Genomic DNA, 18,147 nt, shown 5'->3' on the forward strand with positions numbered 1-18,147 from the left:
CCGTCACAGCTGCTGTCCGGTCTTCGGGTCGTACTGCACGGCCACCGCGGCCACCTGGTCGGTCGGGAGGACCTCGGTCCACTGGTCGAACACCTCGTACGGCTGTGCCGGCCGGAATCCGTCGGCCAGAGGGTCGAAGCCGGTCTCGAAGATCTTCTCCGAGGCCTGGGTGACCTTGTAGTCGGTGTTGGCCGTCTTCAGTTGCGCGGCGACCGAGGAGAGTACCTGTCCGATCTTCTTGCCCTGGAACGAGTCGGGGTCGCCGTCCTGGCGAACGTATGTGACGTCGAGCCCGGCTTCCCCCTCGACGCTGGTCAGCCAGTCCAGAGCGGCCTGCTCCTGCCCTGGCCGGACGGGCAGGACGGCTTTGACCCAGGCGGCGTTGAGGAACTCGTTGCGCCGCTCGTCGCCGTCGATCTGGATGAGCCAGCCCAGAGAACTTCCGAGCGGCGCGGGCTGGGTCTGCTCCGTGATGAGGTAGTTCACCCGCCATTCCGGCGACGACGACTGCGCGTCGACCGCCCGGTACTTCTCGGCTCGGGAGTACCAGCCGGCCACGGTCTGCCCCTGGAGGGGAAGGGCTGTGGCCCCGGAGGGCGTCGTCTCGTCCTCCGAAGGCAGCGGATACCGGCCCGTGCTGTTCATCGTGACGGCGGGGGAAGGCACCGGGCCGGGGCGCCAGTAGTCCGGGGCGACGAAGTACAGCATCTCCTCCACGTCGAAGAGGTGCTGGATGCCCTCAGCCTCGGGGAAGGGCAGATGCGCCGGGTTGCGGGGGTACTGGTCGGCCTGCTCCAGCCGACGGATGAGGTTGCGGAAGACCACCCGGCGTTCTTCGCTGCGCAGTTCCTCGGGAGTGCGGGCGCGCATGGTGCTCACCAGGCGCAACCTTTCGCGGACTGCTTTGCCGTAGGCCTCGTGTTGCAGGCGGGCGACTTCCTTCTTGTATGCGGCTTCGGCCTCGTTGTTAGCCTTCTCGATCGCCTCTTTGGTCTCCGTTTTGGGCATGTACGTGATGGCCGCGCTGAAGGGAAGGGACTTGTTGCCCTGAAAGTTGGCGTACGTCAGCCGCAGTCCGAGGCTGTTCTTGGCCACTTCGGGGTTCTCCGGCAGGCCCAGGACGGCGGGGTCGAGAGTGAACTGGACCTGGGCTCCGTGGAAGTCGACCTCCGGGGCGACACCCTTTTTGATCTCGAAGCCGTCCGGTGGCGCAGGCAGCGGGAAGTCGAACCGGAACTTGATGAGATCGTTCTTGCCCACGTCGGGTTCGAAGATGCCGACGTTGGGGTCGGTGTCGGGCTTGTAGGTGTTCTCGGCGTCGTGGTCCGCGCCATGGGTCAGGACGAATGGCAGCGACAGCTGGTGGGTGACCTTCTGGTCCTGCGGGACGGCTCTCTTCTCCGGCTTCTGGATCGCGGTCAGGTCGGGCGCTTCGACGACGTGGACCATGTCCCCCAGCCCGAGCTCGCTGCCCGGCTCGCCGATGAACACCTGCCAGCACAGCCGCGTGCCGATGTGCTGGAGCTGCACCCCGACCTTCCGCATCTTGCGGCGGATCTCGTAGTTCACCAAGTCGGTCGTGTTGTTCTGCAGGACGTACCGGCGGCTGGATGTGTCCGTCGACTCGGTCACCGTCTTGAAGGTGGTCTTGAAGTTCCGCTTGATCTCACTGGTGGCCTTGGCCGTCTGGGTGCGGGTGTGCTTGTGGGTGGCTTCGGATCCCCGCTTTACAGTGTTCTGGGTACTGAAGCTGGCACTGGCGTCGGCGTGGTAGATCTTCGCGTTCACTCCGCCGGTGGCGCTGACGCCGAGCTTCGTGTCCGTGGAGTTGTCCTCCTTGACGGCGTCGGCGATGTCGTCCTGCTCGGTCAGGCTCTCCTCGGTCTTCCGGGAGATCTCCTCGGACACCTCGGTGAACTTCTCGACCAACGTACGCCTGGTGCTGGTCTCGACGACCTCGACGCTGCCACCCGGGCTGACCCAGATGTGTCCTGCCGGCGTGCCGAGGAAGGTGTCGAACTCGAAGAAGTACTCCCGGAAGAGATTCACCATTCCCACCGGTGACAGGCCGGAGAGTTCCGCCGCGTCGTAGTGCTGCGCGAGCGCGGCGAGCGCCGGATCGGTCATCGTGCGCGCCTCCGCGCCGCGGAAACGCGCGAGCGTCGTCAGACTGGCGAAGGGGGAGGAAGGGTGGGCTGTGGCGGCGGCCATGGAGGAGTAGGCGCCGAACCATCCGGTCAGCGGGTGGTAGACGCCGAACAGTTCAGTCGCGTACGGCAGTGAACCCGTGAAGTCCGCCAGCGGCCGTCCCGCGAACGTCGGCTGGCCCGGAGCCGGCACGGTGATGCGCTGCGAATGACTCGTGGACCCGTTCGCCACGACGGCGAAGGCAACCGAGACGAACGGGTTTCCGGAGGTGGACTTCATCAGGAGGACGTCGCCGCTGACGGCGCGGGCCGGGGCCACGAACGCGATTGTCTGGGGCCCGGATCCGCTGATCACCCGGCCCACGTACTGGCGCGGGTCTGCCGCGTCCTTCTGGAGGAACATCTGGTCCAGGCCGGGCACTCCTGGGACGGTGGTGGGATCCAGTACGTTGATGTCGGTGGACAGCGCGAGCGAGATCCGGTTCCCAGTGGGGAGCTCCTGCTGGTTGCCTTCGACCTTGTAGGTCCAGAGCTTGTACGAGGAGCCGACTGCGCTGCTCAGGACGGTCGTTGCGCCGACGAACGTGACGACCAGCGTCATGTCGGATAACCCTTCACTCGGTCAGTACATGCTTTCCAGGTCCCATGGCGGGACTGAATCCTCACCGCATCGGCTGCCCGACCACCCGACTGGGCCAGGCGGTGTCCCTGCATGGCCCTGCCAGGACAGCTCTCTGTACCACCGGCTCACGCCCGCGCACTCGGCGCCGTGATCCGGCCCGAAACGGGAGCCCCCCGAGGTCGCCCACGACGATGTCCTTTCTCGCTGGACCCGGGCCCGGGTGCCATGCAGCAGGCTGCCGAGGAGCATCGGCGAAACCGCCGGATCCAGGAGCCGGTGACACGCATGACCAGTGCTGGTCGCCCTGAGCATCACGGCGCTGATGAGGACTCAGTCCGGGCCGTGATGGACGGTCTCCAGCAGCGGTGGGCCACCTCGGGCTTCGCACCGGTGTGGCGCACGCCGGGTGAGCCTGGCGTGCGGGCGCGGGTGTACGCGGAGAGCCGGCGTTCCGGCAGCCGGTGACCCGAGATCGTCCCGTTCGTATGGCCTCCGAGCAGTTCCTGGTCGATCTTCACAGTTTTCTCCATCCCCGGCAGTTCCGGGTGCGATGATCGCGCTCCTCGGACCCCGCCCCCCCTTTCCCGAGAAAGGTCTTTGAGGACCCGCACCGTACGTATCGCCGCGCTCGCTACCGCCGCACTTGGCGTGACCGACGCCGACGACGTCCGTACCCTCGCCCGCAACGTGGTTGAAAAAGTTCGGTCTCCTCGACGTCCTCGTCAACAACGCCGCCATCAACTACGACACCACCCGGCGTGCCGTCTTCGCCGACCTCGACGAGGTCGTCGCACCCTGGAGACCAACCTCCTCGGTGCTTGGTGAACCGCACAGGCGTTCCTGCCACTGCTGCGCCGCTCACCCCGCCCTTACCTGGAGAACGTCTCCAGCGAGTCCGGCTCCCTCAAGCACGTGTCCGGCGGAACCCCCGCCTATGGAGTCTCAAAGGCGGCCCTCAACCCCCTCACCCGCAAGCTCGCTGACGAACTGCTTGCCGAGCGAATCCTGGTCAACGCCGTCTGTCCGGGTTGGATCGCCACCGACATGGGCGGCCCGGGCGGCGGACCCGTCGAGCAGGGCGCCGCCAGCGTCGTCTGGGCTGCCACCCTGCCCGATTCCAGCCCTACCTGCGGCTTCTTCCGGAAAGGGGAACCCTTGGCCTGGTAGGCGGCCCTTCCTCGACTGTCGCTTACCGCGCTGAACCGGCTCTTTCGACAGGACCCACAACCACGCACATCGTGCAGACCGCACGGTCCCCGCGCCTGCCGCAAGCATCCGAAGCAGCACCGTCAGAGTGTCGGAGTCATGATCCGGCTGCGCAACGATGTCAAGCGCCTCCTCGCACTGGACGCCGAGCGCGGCGGGCACAACCTGGAGCAGGCCGCCCTCGCCGGGGCCGACGAAGCGCTCCACCTGCAGCAGTCCGCCACCCAGCGCGTGCGGCAGCGCCTGTACGCGCTCGCCGCCGATTTCACCGCCACGGCGGCGTGGTCGCCGATCGACGCCGGTCGGCTCGACGGCGCCGGCCGTCCCTGGACCGGGCCCTGGCCCTGGCCGGCCTGGCGCAGGGATCCGAAGTGGTGCTGCAGGTGTGGAACCTGCGCGATGCTCGCCCGGCAGCGCGGCGACTATCCCGAGGCGGTGGCGTCGAGGACCCCGACGTCCTGCCTGACGCCGGCCCCACGACCAGCGTGCGGCGTGACCTACCCCAGCCCCTTTGTGCCAGCGGTCTGAGCACCGTCGAGACTCGCGCCAGCGAGATTCGCTCCGGTCAGGTCCGCCCCTGTCAGGTCGGCTTGATCCAGTGCGGCGTTTGACAAGTCCACGCCTCTGAGATCGGCGCCGGCCAGGTTGGCTCCGCGAAGGTCTGCTTGCCGCAGGGTGGCGCAGCCGATCTGTTGAACGTCTCCGTTCGGCAGAATCATCTTGTCGTGGTCGCAGAACGTCACCTCCCGCAGATCGGCATAGGTGAACTCCGCTCTCGTCAGGACAGCACCCGAAAAGTTCGTTCCGTGCATCTCGGCACAGTCGCCGAATCCTTCCGTGCACATCGAGGCACCCGTGAGGTTGGCCTTCGCAAAGTACGTGCTGTTCAGCCGGGCGCGCTGCAGGCTGGCATTGGTGAGGTCGGTCGCAACCATCTGTGCATCGGCTAGGTTCGCGCCCTGCAGATAGGCGTCGCGGAGGTCCGAAAAGTTGATTGCCGCCTCGCGCAGGTCCGCCTCTTCGAAGCTCGTCCCCTGCAAGTGCGCCCCGGCTCCAGGTTGGGCGCCTAACCCCGGTCCCCAAGCTTTCAGATCCGTGTGGCCGAGATTTAACGCCTGCCCTCCGTCGTGCTCAGTGCTGCGTCGTGCCAGGACGTCCATGGCGGCGTACACGTCGGCTGTCGGCGTGGCCTTTCTCGGCAGCGGCGCGTGCTGGCGCACGTACGCGCAGAGCACGGACACGATGGTGGGCTGGTCTGCGGGAGAATCCTTCATGATGCGCTCGAGCGCGAAGATCCCACCCATACGTACGTCGACCGAGTCGGAGGACAAGTTGCCGACTGCCGCGTTGAAGCGGGTCGTGATCTGCTGATCCTCGACGATCTGCAGTTCCTTGCCCGACTGGGTGACCTGCAGCCACGTGAAGAGCAGTGCGGCGACGGCAGCCAATCCGGGCAAGCTGAGCAGAAGCAATGACAGCCGTGAAGTCTGTTGGGCGGTGCTGGCTGCCCGGCGCCGACGCCTCGCCAGACGGCGCCGGGCATCGCGCCGCTGCTGGCTCTGGCGGATCCTCCGGAGGGGCGCGAACCGGGTCACTCAACTATTGCCGCACGCCAGGGTGCGTGTGCGGGGGACGCCACACCGCCGTTGCCTCATTAAGCCCCCGTGCGGCCAAGAGCCATCGGGTGGGTGGTCCACTCTGTGCCGCCGCCCGCAGGCCTCAGCCAGGCCGCCAGCGCGGGCTCGTCCCCTTCCGGAGCGATGCCGTGACGCCGCCCCTGGCCACCCGGAGTGCCCCATCACCCACGGCCAGGACCGGCGCACGCATGCCGCGTCGGCGGCAGTCCCGCAGCAGGTCGGTCCATGACTCCGTCGCTTCGTGGTAGCCGTCCGCGAGGGCGAGCAGTTCCTTGGTGCCGTCTGCGCGGACTCCGATGACCACGAGGATGCAGAGCCGGTCCTCGCCCAGACCGACGTTGAAGTGAACGCCGTCGGGCCCATCGCGGATCCGCGAGGCTCCCTCCGTCCAGCTTCTGCTGATTGCAGGAGGCGCCGTGAGCGGCTGCTGACAGTTGGGTCTGGTCGTGCCTGCGGAAGCGGGAGAGCCAGATTCCGCAGGCCTTCTACTCGGGCGGAGCCTGCCTCCTGTTCCTGGTGCCGGGACCTGACCGTCCAGCTCTGATCGATCCAGGACTGCTCCCCCGCCGAACAGCTCTGGACGACGTGGGCGCCAGCACCCGGACGCCCCTGGTCGGCAATGGCTCTCGGCCCGCGGGAACGTCGCTGCGCGCCGCCCAGCATGAAGCCGGTATGCGGCCGGCGTGCGGAAGGGCCGGGGTCTGGCCACGCGCTCGACCTGGCGGCCGCCGAATTGCTCCTGGGGGAGGCGGGCACCCGGACGTCGTAGGCAGCCCACTCCCCCGGCGCGTATCCCTGCCGTTCCTCGTACTTGGCGGTCAGGACGGGCAGCGCGTCCTCGATCTGCTGACGGCGGGGCGACCGCGTGCGGTGGAGCCCACCTCCGTCACCGGGCGCCGCAGCTCCACGCCGGTCAAGACGATGGTCGGCCGCTCCGGGCGGCCGACCGTGAGCGTGAGCCCGAATGAGATCATGGACGGATGTCCACTGCCTTACGCCGCACCGCCGCTGTCATCGTCCTGCTCGCCGGAACAGCCCTCGGTTTCTGGGTGGTCTTCGGGCCCCCGCACGATTGGCTGGGCGGCATGCGGCTGGTGAAGCTGGCCCTCGGACTGACGTCCATGGGCATGATCAGCGCCAGTGCCTGGCTGATGTTCCCCGGCTCCCCGGGCGATGACGACGACGACTCACCGCCCGCTCCTACGACGGGCCCGCTGGACGCCCTGTAGGCCGGCCGCCGGCGCCGCCGTCGCCGCCTCAGCGGGTGCCGCGGGTGCGGTGGGCGCCGCCCCGGGCCCTACCCCGGAACGGCGCTAAGCCGTCGGCATCGTCCGTGACCAGGCCGATAGGCGGACCGTTCAGGTTCGGCGCGGACGGGCTTGTTGCAGCGGAAGCAGGTACCTTCCACGCTGGTCTGGTCGAGGCGGGTAACTCGGGTTTCTGCGCTGCCGCATCGCATGCAGAACGCTTCCTGGGTCATCAGGATGATGGTGTACATCGGCTTCGTGCCATCGTTCCCCCTGCTCCGCCCCAGGGTGCGTTCAACGGGGCGGTGACCCGTCAGAGCAGGGCCGCGCGTTCGTCTCGGCCGGTAAGCAGCCGGAAACGGGCGTCACGCAGGGTCTCCTGCTTCTCCAGCCGGTCGGCTATCGGCATCTCCACAACAGCCACCTACTCACGCCACCCCGGCACCCACCGAGCCAGCGGCGTCCGGCTGGGCCTTCGGATGCTGCTTCAGCTCCATACGGGCCTTCACCAGCCCCGCATCCCTCTCCAGGGTGTCCCAAGTACGGATGCGTCGACACGGCGATCGACAGCTCCCGCACGAGGCCCCACAGGCGCTTCTCCTCAGCCTCCTGATCCGGCGTGTAGCCGACCTCTTAGCCAGCTACTCTGCCGGAACCAGCTACATCGACGACGTCCCTGCGCCCCCCTGACTGCCCCAGCAGCGACACGCAAGGCCACAGCGGGCCTCGTATGCCGCGGGTGCGGAGCCCCGTCTCGCAGCCGCGCTGCCTGTGGACCGATCGGCTTCCCGTCGACCGGGCATTCGGTCCACGGCGACGCCGGTGGGGTACCGCTTGTCTCGCGCGGGCTGCGGACCATACTGGTCGGGCCCTGATCGCCCACCGAACGGTTCCATGACCAAGAACAGCGCTTCATCGACCACCGTCCCCGACACCGCCTGGCTCGGGCGTGGGCGTCACCTCGGGCCCGAACCCGAGCGGGACGTCCGGCGCAACCTGCTCGCTCTCAAGGCGGCCCGGGTGATCGACGACTTCCTGGACCTCGACCCCGTCGAGGCGGCGCGTTCCACCGACCTGTACCCCCGGGACGAGTCCGCCGACCCCGGTCCGTCCGCCCGCCGCCTCTTCGAGGCCCGCTGGCGCGTGGCCGACGGCGTCACGGTGCGCGCGCAGCTGACCACGTACGAGCCCGAGTCCCGCCGCATGAAAGGCGAGGGTGTCACCTGGGTCATCGCCGCCGAGGCCGGGCGGGCGTGGGAAGCGAGCTGGCCCTCACCAGCCACCATGTTCTGGCCCGACAGCGACCAGGTCGCATGGGACCACGAGATGGTGCCGGACGTGCGCCTGCGGACGACGAACCACCTGCCGAAGGACGACGACGAGATGCGCCGCCTGCTGCGGGCCTGCACCCGGCAGAGCTGGTTCATCCATGTCGTGGTGCACGAGGCGATGACGCCGGACGCCCTGGGACGCCGGCCGATCACGGCGTTCCTGCCACCGAGCCTGCGGCACCGGGTGGTCGAACACCGGGCCACGCCGGACCAGGCGCTGACCGCCGACTTCGTGATGAAGCGTGAGCTGGGCGTGGGAATACCGCGCGGCGGCGCCGTCATCCTGCCCCCGACACCGCAGCCCTCCGATTACGACGCGGAGCACTTCACGGTACGCAACGTCTTCCTGGACGGCACGGAACCCACCGAACTCCTCGACAAGCTCAAGGAGTTCGCCTCGCTGTCCCAGCCACTGCCAGCCGACGCCGAACAGGTCCTGACACGGCTGCGCCAAGGCTGGCACCTGCTCACCCCCGCCGAGGAACTGGCCCACGCACAGGCCATGGTCACCAGGTACGCCAAGGCACTCGAAGCCATGACAGCCTCCTGCGACCTGTACCGGCAGGCCGCCGAGTCGGCGCTCGACGCCCTCGCCGAGGCGAACAGCGGCGACGGCGCCCTCCGGGCGGCATCGCCGGCGACGTCCAAGGAGGATCCGTCACCCTGGAAGACCCTCACCAAGACACTCGCCCGCTTCCGGGGCCCTGCCCCCCCCCAGACGCCGGACACGGGGGTCCAGCAGCGTCCGCACGACCAGTGAGGTGTGCGGGAAGACGGACCGATCGCACTGTGGCCTCCTCGTGGTCCGCGACCCACGGGGATTGCTCATGACGACCGGGCCCGCCTTGGGGGGCCGGCCCGGCAGATACCGCGGGGATCGCTCTGGGGTCAGTTCGCGTTCACGAGGTCGTGGCGGGGACGGGGGCGATCCGCCGGCCGGGAGTGCCGCCGAGGGCTGGTGATGGCGTGGCCAGCGCGCTGCTTGCGCATGATCGGCAGGACGGCGCGGGTGGCGTTCATCGGGCCGAAGAGGTTGGTCTCGAACTGTCTGCGCATCTGCACGGGCAAGATCTCCTCGAAGTAGCCGGCGAAAAAGTTCCCGGCGTTGTTGATCAGGACGTCGATGCGGCCGAAGCGGTCGACAGCTGCCTGCGCGGCGCCGGCACCACCCGCCCGCCACGCCGCCGCCCGGCCCAGCAGCGTGTACGGCCACGGTGCAGCGCATCCGGAACTCAATGGCCGGCACACCCGCGTTCATCCTCAGCGGACGCGGGGACATCCTGGCCGCCAACCACCCCGGGCGCGCCCTGTTCTCCCCCGTCTACGCCGACCCGGCACGGCCGCCGAACAACGCCCGGTTCGTCTTTCTCAGCCCGCACGCGACCGAGTTCTTCCGCCACTGGCATGAAGTCGCCAACGACACGGTCGCCATGCTGCGCGCCGAGGCCGGCCGCGATCTTTACGACCGGCGGCTGACGAACCTGATCGGGGAGCTGTCCACCCGCAGCGAGGAATTCCGTCGCCGCTGGGCGGCCCACAACGTCCGCATGCACACCACGGGCGTGAAGCTCCTCCACCACCCGGTCGTCGGCGACCTGCCCTTCGAAACCTTCCCGCTCCCCGACGGCCCCAGCCAGCTCCTCCTCACCTACACCGCCGAGCCCCACTCACCCTCGCAGGACGCCCTGAACCTGCTGGCCAGCTGGGCCTCGACCGACGACGGCATCGAGCGGTCCGCGCCGGCCAACGACTCCCAGCCCGCCGAATCGGGCGAGACACCGGACTGAATGACGGGCCACGCGAGGCGACATGCCCGCCCGCGAACACGGCAATCGACCACCCGGACGGCACCACCCGAAACGCATCGGGTGGGCGACGGTGGCACTCGGTTTACATGGACGCGGCCGAGGCCCCTCGGGATCCGGCCCGGCCCAGGCCCGAGATGTTCATGCCGGTGGCGGTCAGTCGGCGCCCTGCTCCGCAGGCGAGCCGACGTTCTGGGTGGCGGCCCAGGAGGCGAGGAGGCGCAGACCCTCTTCGTTGGGTGAGCCGGGTTCGGCGGTATAGATGGTGAGGGTGAGACCGGGTGCGGCGGCCATCTCGAGCCCTTCGTAGGCGAGGGTGAGGTCGCCAACGGCCTGGTGGTAGAAGCGTTTGGTGCCAGTGCCGTGGTGGCGGACGTTGTGGGCACCCCAACGGGTGCGGAAGGCGTCGCTGCGGGTGGACAGCTCGCCGACGAGATCGTGCAGGTCCTTGTCGTGCGGGTTGCGGCCGGCTTCGGTGCGCAGGATGGCGACGGCGATGTCGGCGGCGAGGTCCCAGTCGGGGTAGAAGCGGCGCGAGGCGGGGTCGAGGAACTGGAAGCGGGCCAGGTTCGCCTGGTTGCCGGCCGAGGCGTAGACGTCTGTGTAGAAGGCGCGGGCGAGCTCGTTGGTGGCGAGCAGGTCCATGCGGCCATTGCGTACGAAGGCGGGGCCGGCGGTGACGGCGTCCAGGACCCACTGCAGGCTCCGGTGCGCCTCCCACTGCGCGGTGCGGCGCCGGGGGCGGGTGAGGGCGTCGGAGCCGTCGGCGGCGTGGGCGAGGTTGAGCAGGTGGGCGCGCTCGGCGTCGTCGAGCTGGAGCGCGCGGGCGACGGCTTCGAGGACGGCCGGGGAGACGCCAGCGAGGTTGCCGCGTTCCAGTTTGGCGTAGTACTCCACGCTCACATCGGCGAGCGCGGCGACCTCGCTGCGGCGCAGGCCCGGTACCCGTCGGCGGCTCCCGGGAGGCAGGCCGGCCTGCTCGGGGGTGATCTGGGCTCGCCGCGAGGTGAGGAACTCGCGGACCTCTGCTTGGTTGTCCACGCCTTCGACGGTACGTCCCGCCCGCGTCCATAGGGATGTACTGGTGGTACACCCCTTGATGGTGTCTCGCTCCCCGCGCGAAGAGCGGGTTACCTGGGTGACGTGGTGCTTTTCACCCGGTCGTCACGACGGAATCTTGCACCTGGCCCTGCACTCGGTGACGGCCACGACATCTGGGATCGCCCGCCCCCGGTAGGCGAAGGAAGCTCTCTCATGCGCGGCGCAGTCATCCACGCCCCCCGTGACGTCCGTTTCGAGTCCCTGGAGGACCCGAAGCTGCTTCACCCCACCGACGCGATCCTCCGCACGGCTGTCACCTGCGTGTGCGGCTCCGACCTGTGGCCCTACCGCGGTGCCGAGCCGATCGGCGACCCGCACCCGATGGGCCACGAGTACGTCGGCTTTGTCGAGGAGGTCGGCTCCGAGGTCACCACGGTGAAGCCGCGGCAGTTCGTCCTCGGCTCGTTTGCTACCTCGGACAACACCTGCGCGAACTGCTCCAACGGCTTCCAGTCGAACTGCCTGCACCGTGAGTTCATGTCCACCTGCCAGGCCGAGTACGTGCGCATCCCCAACGCCCAGGGCACCCTCGTGGCTCTCGACGAGACCCCGGACGAGCAGCTCTGGCCGGGCCTGTTGGCGCTGTCCGACGTGATGGGCACTGGCTGGTGGGCCGCGGACGCGGCCGAGGTACGGCCCGGCTCGACCGTCGTGGTCGTCGGCGACGGCGCCGTCGGCCTGTCCGGAGTGATCGCGGCCAAGGAGCTGGGCGCCGAACGGATCATCGCCATGTCCCGCCACGAATCCCGCCAGAAGCTTGCCCGGGAGTTCGGCGCCACCGACATCGTCACCGAGCGCGGCGTCGAGGGTGTCGCCCGGATCAAGGAGCTGACCGGCGGGATCGGCGCCGACAGCGTGCTGGAATGCGTCGGCACCGCCGAAGCCATGCAGCAGGCACTGCGCTCCACCCGGCCCGGCGGCAACGTCGGCTTCGTCGGCGTCCCCCACGACGTCGCCGTCGACGGCCAGGAGCTGTTCTTCTCCCACGTCGGCCTGCGCGGCGGCCCCGCCCCCGTACGCCGCTACCTCCCCGGACCTCATCGACTGCGTCCTGACCGGCCGCATCGACCCGGGCAAGGTCTTCGACCTCACCCTGCCCCTGGAGCAGGTCGCCGAAGGCTACAAGGCGATGGACGAGCGCCGCGCCATCAAGGCCCTCCTCACCCCCTGACCTCTCCACCGGACAAGGAGTAATCGTGGAGATCACCCGCAGTTCGCTCGACACCGTCAAGGGCCCGGCCGACTGGTTCACCGGTGACGTCTACATCGACCCGGTCGCCGCCGCACCGGCCCCCTCCCGGGTCACCGCCTCCCTGGTGCACTTCATGCCCGGCGCACGCACCCACTGGCACCGCCACCCGCTCGGGCAGCTTGGGGCGGCCCAGCGACCCGGAGGGGGACCGCTTCCCGCGCGCTCGTCTTCGCCCGACCGGTCGACGCTTGCTGACACCAAGTCCGCATGCGACGATTACGCAAAAAATGGGGTTAAGGAGCTTTTTATGGCAAATGCTCTGCTGGTCAATGTCGACAACTTCGTGCGCGCTGAGACTGACAGAATGTTCAGCGACCTTCAGCGGGCCGCCGGCGGCGTGAACGTCTGGTCACACAACCGCACCCCGACCCCCGTCGAGCAACAGCCCGTCATCCGGATGAACCGCGACACTCTGTACAGTTTCGCGGTCGTCGACATCAGTCGCGGTGCGAGATTGGGCATCCCGGACGCCGGCGGGCGCTACTTCTCGGTGATGGTGGTGAACCAGGACCACTACGTCAATCGCATCTTCTGCGAGCCCGGTGAGTACGAACTTACTCCCGAGGAGTTCGACACCCCGTTCGTCGTCGTGGCCCTGCGCGTACTCGTCGACCCGACTGACCCCGAGGACCTTGCGGCGGTGGGGGAACTGCAGGACAAGTTCGCGCTCACGGCCGTCTCCGGCCGCGCGTTCGAACCAACCGATTACGACGAGGAAAGCCTCAACGCCACGCGTCACGCGCTCCTCGAACTCGCCAAGGGCCTGGGTGGAGTCGAACGCGCCTTCGGCACGCGCGACGCCGTGGACCCCGTACGCCACCTCATCGGAACGGCCGCCGGATGGGGCGGGCTGCCCGAGACGGAGGCGTCCTACATCACCGTCGACCCGGGCCTGCCGGTAGGAGAGTACGAACTGACGGTGCGTGACGTCCCGGTAAGTGCCTTCTGGTCGATCTCGCTGTACAACGCCGAGGGATTCTTCCAGGCCAATGACCATGACGCGTACAGCGTCAACAGCGTTACCGGGGTGCCCAACAGCGACGGGTCGATCACCGTCCGATTCGGAGGCTGCACCGAGGGCCGCGGCAATTGTCTGCCCATCATGGAGGGCTGGAACTACCTGATCCGGCTCTACCGCCCACGGAAAGAAATCCTTGACGGCTCCTGGAGCTTCCCCGCCATCGCCGCCTGAGCGCAGCTCCGAGCTCCGCGTCTGTCGTTCGTTTCGCCGAGCGCTCGCGCGTGGCCGTGGGCTGGGCTCTGCTGGCATTGAACCCACAGGACGAGAGGGTCAAGCCATGCCGAACGACGGATCGGCTTGGCAGGTAGACGCCCGCGGGGGCTCTGCGGCTACCAGGCGAATCCGAACTACCGGCCTCGGGCGGCAGGGCAGTAGCCCGTATCGGACGAGGCGGTACGGCCGTTTCATTCCGGTCGTCGGCCGTTGGTCTGGCCGGGCCGTCGACTGACTCGCAGTGGGCGCAGATCGAGCCCTTACTCCCGGATCGGACGACGCGGCGGGGTGGCCGGTGGCGGGACCACCGAGAGGTGATCGACGCGATCGCCTGGAAGTTCCAGACCGGATCGCAGGGGGCCCACCTCCCGGAGAAGCACGGCAACTGGAGAGGCGTCTACAACCGGCTGCTGATGTGGGCCATCGACGGCACCTGGGAGCGGGTCTTCACTACGCTCATCGCGCAGGCCGACGCCGAGGAGGACCTCAACTGGGCTGTCTCGGTGGACTCCACCATCGTGCGCGCACACCAGCACGCGGCCGGGGCCCGCAAAAAGGGGCGCCGGCTGGCGACCGGAAGACCACGCCATCGGCCGGTCCCGCGGCGGGCTGACCACGAAGATCCATTTCCCGTCCGATGCCCACTGCCAGCCCCTGACCCTGAATGGGGCCGAGCAGGAGAAGCCGCCTGGCGGCGTGGTCTGCGAGCCGGATGATCACAGGCTGAGCCGGTCGCGGGGCGGGTTCACCACGAAGATCCATATTGCGCGGCGGGCAGGACCACAAGCCCCTGTCGCTGCTGGTGACTGCGGGGCAGCGGGGCAGCAGGGCAGCAGGGTGACGGTCCGCAGTTCGTGCCGGTGCTGGAGGCGATCAGGGCGCCTCGACTGGGCCTGGGCCGGCCCCGTCGGACTCCGGGCGCGGGCCGGCAAGGCGTATTCCACCGCGTGGCGGGCCGTGTGGTCCTGGCGCCGAATCCGGTGCTCCATCGCCGATCTGGTCGACCAGGTTCCGCAACCGCGAGCGTCGGGGAAGCTTCGGCGGTGGGCCACCGGACTTCGAACGCCAGGACTACACGGCCCGCCCTGCGGTGGAGTGCGGCATCAGCCGTCTCGAGCAGCACCGGGCCGTGGCCACGCGGTACGAGCCATGGCCACCCGGTACGAGAAGGTGGCCTGCCGTTTCGAGGCGGCGGTCTAGGGTCTGTTGCAAAAGTGGATCTTGTTCGTCGATGATCACCTGTCGTGGGACGTGGTGATCTGACGAACGGCCAGTGGGCCCGGCTTGAGCCCTTGCTGCCGACGGGCATCAAGCCGGGACGTCCGCAGGTGTGGACGCGGCGGCAGCTGATAGACGGCATACGGTGGCGGACCCGGACCGGTGCGCCTTGCGGGACGTCCCCGAACGCTACGGGCCGTGAGACCGGGTCTACGACCTCTTCCGCCGCTGGCAGCAGGATGGGACCTGGGCCCGGATCCTCACCCAGCTCCAGGCCGAAGCCGATGCGAAAGGCCTGATCAACTGGGAGGTCAACGTCGACTCCACCGTCTGCCGGGCCCACCAGCACGCCGCCGGGGCAGCGAAAAAGGGGACCTCCAGAAGGAGCCGCCCGGCGGTGTCTTCGTCGAGCCGGCCGACCACGGCCTCGGACGCTCCCGCGGTGGGCTGACCAGCAAAATCCACCTCGCGGTCGAGCAGGGACAGAAGCCCCTGTCCGTGGTGATCACGGCCGGACAGCGCGGCGATTCCCCGCAGTTCGAGCCGGTCCTGGAGGCGATCCGGGTGCCCCGGGTCGGGCTCGGCAGGCCGCGCAAGCGTCCGGATCGGGTACGGGCCGACAAGGCGTACGACTCCCGGAGCAACCGCTCCTAACTACGCAGACGCGGAATCAAGGCAACGATTCCGGTGCCTGCGGACCGCGTGCGCAACCGGCTGAAGCGCGGCTCGCGCGGCGGCCGCCCGCCGAAGTTCGACAAGGACGACTACAAGCAGCGGCACGCGGTCGAGTGCGGGATCAACCGGCTCAAGCGGCACAGGGCCGTCGCCACGCCGTACGACAAACTTGCCGTCCGCTACGAAGCGACCGTACTGGTCGCAGCCATCAACGAATGGCTGTGACCAGCACTTTCACAACACGCCCTAAGCGGGTGTACCTCAAGCGGGTGGCGAAGGGCAGCACGGACAACCCGCACGCCGCCTCGCGCCAGAAGGCGACGGGCTAGCAGGACGACGGCCCGGGCCACCTCGTACGCGGCTGCGCGGCGAACGCCGGCGACCAGCTCAAGGCCTGCACCGGCTGGCACTGACCATGTGACGCAGCCCCAACGGCAACCAACTCCGTGACAGCTGAGCCGCCGTTGACCGGGCATGACTTCCCCTGTCTGCCTGCCTGCCCGCCTCCACTGCCGCCGAGCGGCAGCCCCTACCGAACACGGCCCCTTCCACTCCGATCCCCTTGATCTCGTCGCCGAGCCGGAGGAGGACGAGCCATGGCCGGGGAAAGGCAGGCACTCGGGGAGGTGGGGCCCCTCGGCTGGCAGGCAACGGAGTGGATTTCCGCCCTGCTCCTGTCACAAGGGCCTGGATCGGCGGCCCGCTCGCGGACGCCGTGGAAGAGGCCGCGAACAGCCTTGATCCGGCGGACTGCGACCACACCATGCGGTGGGCAAGGAGGAGGCGTGTCAGAGTCGGCCCGCGAGCGATTGGCCGGACGCACCCACGACTCCGCCGACATGACTCCCCCCGCGCTGCGGTCCACCGCGTCGCGCTGGTCGCCGTCGTCCGCGTCGTCCACGGCATTCCAGGGCCCTCGCCCACGACCTACGACCAGTGCGCAGGCGCGATCTCGCCATCCTGAGCTCGATCATCGACAGCGCCATCGGTACGGCGCTCAGTGACTCACGCCGACGCCCCTGAGCACAGGCGTCGGGAAGACGTGTGTGACGCTATCGAGCGAGGTGACCGGCGCCTGTGAGGAGCCGGTGCGGCCGGCGGAGGGGGGCCGCCCACCGGCTGTTCCTTCACGCTGGCGGACATGGACGCCTCCAACCCCCGCTTCCTGCCCTTGCCGCTATCCCTCCACGACGCCGTCCTTGTCCAGGCCGCAGCCTGAGGAGCGCTACGCGAGCCCGCCGCTGCGCCGCACCACCCCGCGGGCCGGCCCGCCCCCCCGAGGCGATCCGACCCGCGAGCCGGACCATCCCGAGGGTCGAGGCCGTCCGGGCCTCGGAGGCACAGCGCCCGCCCGTCCTCGTCGCTCGTCTGTGGACCACCTCGCATCGCACGGGACGGCCGAGAGCGGGCCGGCCGGCCCCGGTCCGTCGGTGAACCGTCCTTCGACGGAGTTCGGAGGTCAGGCATCGGAGCCGTGCGCAGTGGACGATCACCACTCGGGATGGACGTCGTGGCTGTCGTAACGGGAACCGGTCTCGGTGATCCAGGGTCGGAAACGTCCGGGCCCGGAAGCCTGGTGCGCGTAGGTCACCGGTTCCTGCGTCTCGTCGGTCACGATGACGGCTCCCGCCTTCTGCGCACAGCGCAGGGCGTGCGTCCAGTGTCGGCCACGATGATCGGTGCGGTAGTCGGGGATCTTGCATTGGGTCATCGCTCTCACCGCCATGCCATGAGGTCAGCCGCCCGCCCGCAAGGAACGGGCGAGCGTCCGGCTGGCGCCGAACATGCGGAAATACCCTATTTGTGTATTTTTTGAACATCCCGGCTCCCGGACTGGCTCGGCAGGCACCGGCTCCAGTCCGCCACCCCCGATCACCGCAGCATGGAGAAGCAATGGCGTCGAGCGTCTCGGTCCTCCTCTACAGCAGCCACGCCGACACCCGGGCGCAGGTCCGCCTGGCCGTCGGGCGCAGCCCGGCCTCCGATGTCCCGCCCGTCACGTTCGTCGAGTGCGCGACCTTTCCCGCGGTTCTGCGGACCCTGGACACGGTTCACATCGACGCCTGCGTGCTGGACGGCGAGGCGGCCCCCCTGGGGGGCATGGGCGTGTGCCGACAGATCAAGAACGAGGTCTTCCGGTGCCCGCCGGTCCTGCTCCTGATCGGAAGACCACAGGACGCCTGGCTGGCCACCTGGAGCCGCGCCGACGCCGTGACCACCCTGCCGGTGGAGCCGATGGAATTCACCGCGGCCCTCGCCGTACTGCTGCGCGCGCCGCGCTGACGAGCTCGTGCACGGTAAGCGGTGAGATGTCGGGCCTTGGATGGTTGATCATGGTCGGGTGGTGGGGAACGCATCTCGTGCGGTGATCATCGGCAACCGCCGGATCACGGACCTGTCGGCCGATGTGATCACTGAACTCATCGCTGAGGTGGATCCGTTGTGGCGTGAGCGTCACCAGACCAGACCAGACCAGACCAGACCGGCCTCGCCGGACCGGGCCGGGGCCTGGATCGCCAAGGTGCCGACCCACGAGCAGGCCCTGCGCCCGGTGCAAGAGCGCCCGCCCAGGGCCCTGAGTGAGTTCTTCCGCACTAGAGGCAGAACCAGCCGGTCGTCTGTTGTTTCTCCTGACTCTTCACCCACGACGGCGAGGGAGTCAGCCATGCTCG

13 protein-coding genes and 4 pseudogenes are annotated in these 18,147 nt (G+C 68.8%); 11 read left to right on the forward strand and 6 right to left on the reverse strand.

Features of this window, described 5'->3' with window-relative positions:
- Nucleotides 1-3: 3 nt before the first annotated feature.
- A complete protein-coding gene (locus ACZ51I_RS29480; RefSeq protein WP_468881851.1) occupies nt 4-2,748 on the reverse strand; it encodes a hypothetical protein in 2,745 nt (914 codons plus the stop codon).
- A gap of 366 nt (nt 2,749-3,114) precedes the next feature.
- Here ACZ51I_RS29480 and ACZ51I_RS29485 point away from each other — a divergent pair, with 366 nt between their 5' ends.
- The 3 genes from ACZ51I_RS29485 (at nt 3,115) to ACZ51I_RS29495 (ending at nt 4,503) form a co-directional block, all read left to right on the forward strand.
- Nucleotides 3,115-3,234, forward strand: a complete 120-nt coding sequence (locus ACZ51I_RS29485) for a DUF6207 family protein (RefSeq protein WP_468881982.1) — start codon at nt 3,115-3,117, stop codon at nt 3,232-3,234.
- Nucleotides 3,235-3,642: 408 nt separating this feature from the next.
- Nucleotides 3,643-3,936: an SDR family oxidoreductase gene (locus ACZ51I_RS29490; protein ID WP_468881983.1), complete on the forward strand. Its 294-nt coding sequence runs from the start codon at nt 3,643-3,645 to the stop codon at nt 3,934-3,936.
- Between the two features lie 138 nt (nt 3,937-4,074).
- A complete protein-coding gene (locus ACZ51I_RS29495) occupies nt 4,075-4,503 on the forward strand; it encodes a hypothetical protein (protein WP_468881853.1) in 429 nt (142 codons plus the stop codon).
- Here the strand turns inward: ACZ51I_RS29495 and ACZ51I_RS29500 are convergent.
- Complete coding sequence (locus ACZ51I_RS29500; protein ID WP_468881856.1) at nt 4,473-5,423, reverse strand: pentapeptide repeat-containing protein; 951 nt, start codon at nt 5,421-5,423, stop codon at nt 4,473-4,475. The two genes, ACZ51I_RS29495 and ACZ51I_RS29500, sit on opposite strands and share 31 nt — an antisense overlap.
- A 340-nt stretch (nt 5,424-5,763) precedes the next feature.
- Nucleotides 5,764-5,967 (reverse strand): annotated as a pseudogene (locus ACZ51I_RS29505) (transposase); the annotation flags it as partial.
- 625 nt (nt 5,968-6,592) lie between these two features.
- On the opposite strand from ACZ51I_RS29505, the gene ACZ51I_RS29510 reads away from it, so the two are divergent.
- Both ACZ51I_RS29510 and ACZ51I_RS29515 read left to right on the forward strand, forming a co-directional pair.
- Complete coding sequence (locus ACZ51I_RS29510) at nt 6,593-6,841, forward strand: hypothetical protein (protein ID WP_468881859.1); 249 nt, start codon at nt 6,593-6,595, stop codon at nt 6,839-6,841.
- Between the two features lie 912 nt (nt 6,842-7,753).
- The gene (locus ACZ51I_RS29515) at nt 7,754-8,950 is read left to right on the forward strand and encodes a hypothetical protein (protein WP_468881861.1); all 1,197 of its coding nucleotides are present in this window, start codon (nt 7,754-7,756) and stop codon (nt 8,948-8,950) included.
- 197 nt (nt 8,951-9,147) lie between these two features.
- Here ACZ51I_RS29515 and ACZ51I_RS29520 read toward each other — a convergent pair.
- Nucleotides 9,148-9,348 (reverse strand): annotated as a pseudogene (locus ACZ51I_RS29520) (SDR family NAD(P)-dependent oxidoreductase); the annotation flags it as partial.
- A gap of 77 nt (nt 9,349-9,425) precedes the next feature.
- Between ACZ51I_RS29520 and ACZ51I_RS29525 the strand changes: the two are divergent.
- On the forward strand, nt 9,426-9,977 hold the full coding sequence (locus ACZ51I_RS29525; protein ID WP_468881863.1) for an MmyB family transcriptional regulator: 552 nt from the start codon (nt 9,426-9,428) through the stop codon (nt 9,975-9,977).
- Between the two features lie 174 nt (nt 9,978-10,151).
- Here the strand turns inward: ACZ51I_RS29525 and ACZ51I_RS29530 are convergent, their stop codons facing one another.
- On the reverse strand, nt 10,152-11,036 hold the full coding sequence (locus ACZ51I_RS29530; RefSeq protein ID WP_468881866.1) for a helix-turn-helix transcriptional regulator: 885 nt from the start codon (nt 11,034-11,036) through the stop codon (nt 10,152-10,154).
- 213 nt (nt 11,037-11,249) lie between these two features.
- Between ACZ51I_RS29530 and ACZ51I_RS29535 the strand changes: the two are divergent.
- The 4 genes and pseudogenes from ACZ51I_RS29535 to ACZ51I_RS29550 all read left to right on the forward strand — a co-directional run bounded on the left by ACZ51I_RS29535 (nt 11,250) and on the right by ACZ51I_RS29550 (nt 15,700).
- Nucleotides 11,250-12,267: pseudogene (locus ACZ51I_RS29535) on the forward strand (zinc-dependent alcohol dehydrogenase family protein).
- Between the two features lie 25 nt (nt 12,268-12,292).
- Entirely contained in the window at nt 12,293-13,540 is a 1,248-nt protein-coding gene (locus ACZ51I_RS29540) for a DUF1214 domain-containing protein (RefSeq protein WP_468881869.1), read from the forward strand.
- Nucleotides 13,541-13,797: 257 nt separating this feature from the next.
- Nucleotides 13,798-14,298, forward strand: a complete 501-nt coding sequence (locus ACZ51I_RS29545; RefSeq protein ID WP_468881985.1) for a transposase — start codon at nt 13,798-13,800, stop codon at nt 14,296-14,298.
- A 528-nt stretch (nt 14,299-14,826) separates the two neighbouring features.
- Nucleotides 14,827-15,700: pseudogene (locus ACZ51I_RS29550) on the forward strand (IS5 family transposase).
- A 1,264-nt stretch (nt 15,701-16,964) separates the two neighbouring features.
- Here ACZ51I_RS29550 and ACZ51I_RS29555 read toward each other — a convergent pair.
- The gene (locus ACZ51I_RS29555; protein WP_468881871.1) at nt 16,965-17,186 is read right to left on the reverse strand and encodes a hypothetical protein; all 222 of its coding nucleotides are present in this window, start codon (nt 17,184-17,186) and stop codon (nt 16,965-16,967) included.
- 182 nt (nt 17,187-17,368) lie between these two features.
- Between ACZ51I_RS29555 and ACZ51I_RS29560 the strand changes: the two genes are divergently transcribed.
- Nucleotides 17,369-17,758 (forward strand): response regulator transcription factor, encoded by a 390-nt coding sequence (locus ACZ51I_RS29560; protein WP_468881873.1) that lies wholly within the window; start codon nt 17,369-17,371, stop codon nt 17,756-17,758.
- Nucleotides 17,759-18,147: the final 389 nt, after the last annotated feature.

The sequence above is a fragment of the Streptomyces sp. NPDC034084 genome, assembly GCF_055575535.1.